Genomic DNA, 1,988 nt, shown 5'->3' on the forward strand with positions numbered 1-1,988 from the left:
GATCTCCCACGCCGTCTTTCCGCGAGCCGCCCACTTCAGACACTCGATTTCCCTTCGCGATAGGGTAACGCCATCCACGATCCTGCCGTCGGCCAGCTTTACCGTTGCCTCAAGGCGGACAGAGGAATCGGTGAGTTGGATTTCACTGGTTTCGTCACGACAAGGCTGTAGTATTGCTCGATACCCAAGCCTGCCTGCAGCAATTCCTCCATGAAATTCTGATACGCAGCCATGGAAGGAGATGAAACCCGCATTAAATAGTCTATCCGCCCCCCGAGGGCCCAGCAGTCCAGGATTTCCGGAATCTGTTGGATCGCAGTCTCGAAGTGCCGTTGGTCCTCGAGACGGTGGCGATCCAGAACCACCTCCACCATTATAGAGATGATGCCCCCAATGAGGGCTGGACTGAGTCGCGCGTAGAACCCCTCAATGATGCCCGCGGCTTGGAGCACACGGAGCCGCTCCGAACAGGCCGACGCAGAAAGGTGGACACGCTTTGCGAGCTCGCTTTTCGAAATCCGACCATCTGACTGGATCTCTGAGAGAATCCGGATATCCCAAGTGTCTAGTTGCACAGGATTTGGTTTCGACTTCATGATCTGTTGCTCTCAAGGGGTGGTCGACAGTCCATTAGCACAACCAATTCCATCATTAATTGAAGCGGGCGAATGTAGTGGGCGTCATTAGTCCTCGGCCTGCTGCTCACGGCGAGGTTGTAGAAGCCAGGGAACTGAGAACGATCCAAGCAGTTGGGGTATTGCCCCAGCCCCCAAACGGGCGATGACGCATTTGGACGATCGCCTGTCGGCGGCCTCCTCGTAAATGAATGGCGCATCTTTTTGGTGTCTCCGGTGCTTCACCCGAATGGCACCCCTAGACAGCACCCTGAGCGTCGATCGTAAGAACGGCAGGTCGAAGCAGTCTTTACACTGAGCGTTTGGCATCGAGAGCGACTTGAAAGCCTTTCTTTTGGCTCGCCGAGAGCTGACCTGTGTTACCGATGCGGCCCAAAATCCGAGCGGGAGTCTGGCCGGATTCGCGCAGCCGGCGGACTCAGACGCCGATGCTGCGGGCGATGCTGTCGGCCGCCATGCGCTTACGCCACTCAAGCGGCCCGGAATTATGAATGGAGTTTCCCTCAACATCGACAGCCATGATGACCGGCATGTCCTGGACCTCAAATTCATAGATCGCTTCCATGCCCAGGTCTTCAAAGGCAATAATTCGTGCCGCCCTGATCGATTTTGAAATCAGATAGGCGGCACCACCGACTGCGATGAGATAGGGCGTTTTGTGTTTGACGATCGACGCGATTGCGGCCGGGCCCCTCTCGGCTTTGCCGACCATCGCGAAGAGCCCAGTTTCGGCGAGCATTTTCTCAGTAAAACCGTCCATCCGGCTTGAGGTCGTCGGGCCGGCCGGTCCGACGACCTCGCCCCTCACTGCGCGGACGGGTCCGACGTAGTAGATCATCCGTCCCTGCAGATCGACGGGGAGCGGCTTGCCGGCATCGATCAGTTCGGCCATTCGCTTGTGGGCGGCGTCACGGCCCGTCAGCATCTTCCCCGACAAAAGAAGGGTTTCCCCGCAGCGCCACGATGCCGTCTCTTCCTTGGTGAGCGCATCGAGATTGACCCGTCGGACGCCGGCTGTGTGCAAGTCCTCTTGACTAATCTGGGGCCATTCGGAAAGGTTGGGCGGCTGAAGCTGTGCCGGCCCTGTTCCGTCCAAAGTGAACTTCAGGTGCCGGTTGGCCGCGCATTGTGGAATGAGCGCGACGGGCTTGGACGCGGCATGTGTAGGATAGGTAGCAACCTTGACGTCAACGACCGTGGTCAGGCCGCCTAGGCCCTGAGCCCCGATGCCTAGCGCGTTAATTCTTTGATAAAGCTCGATCCGCAGCGCCTCCTCCGCGCTTGACGGCCCCCTGGCGATCAGTTCCGACATGTCGATCGGTTCGTTCATGGCCTCCTTGGCAAGCAGCATTG

Annotated in this window: 2 protein-coding genes; both read right to left on the reverse strand. The window is 58.2% G+C overall.

Annotation, left to right across the window (positions count from 1 at the left end):
• Positions 1-98 precede the first annotated feature (98 nt).
• A complete protein-coding gene (locus NKI41_RS32985; RefSeq protein ID WP_352687213.1) occupies positions 99-596 on the reverse strand; it encodes an Lrp/AsnC family transcriptional regulator in 498 nt (165 codons plus the stop codon).
• Positions 597-1,053: 457 nt separating this feature from the next.
• Positions 1,054-1,988 (reverse strand): FumA C-terminus/TtdB family hydratase beta subunit (locus NKI41_RS32990; RefSeq protein WP_352687216.1); only part of this gene is annotated, 935 nt, incomplete at its 5' end.

The organism is Mesorhizobium sp. M0601 (assembly GCF_040320845.1).
Classification (GTDB): Bacteria; Pseudomonadota; Alphaproteobacteria; order Rhizobiales; family Rhizobiaceae; genus Mesorhizobium.

Bases quoted from the DNA above. Each gene is read 5' to 3' on its own strand.
- NKI41_RS32985 (WP_352687213.1), bottom strand. From the start codon at position 596: ATGAAGTCGAAACCAAATCCTGTGCAACTAGACACTTGGGATATCCGG.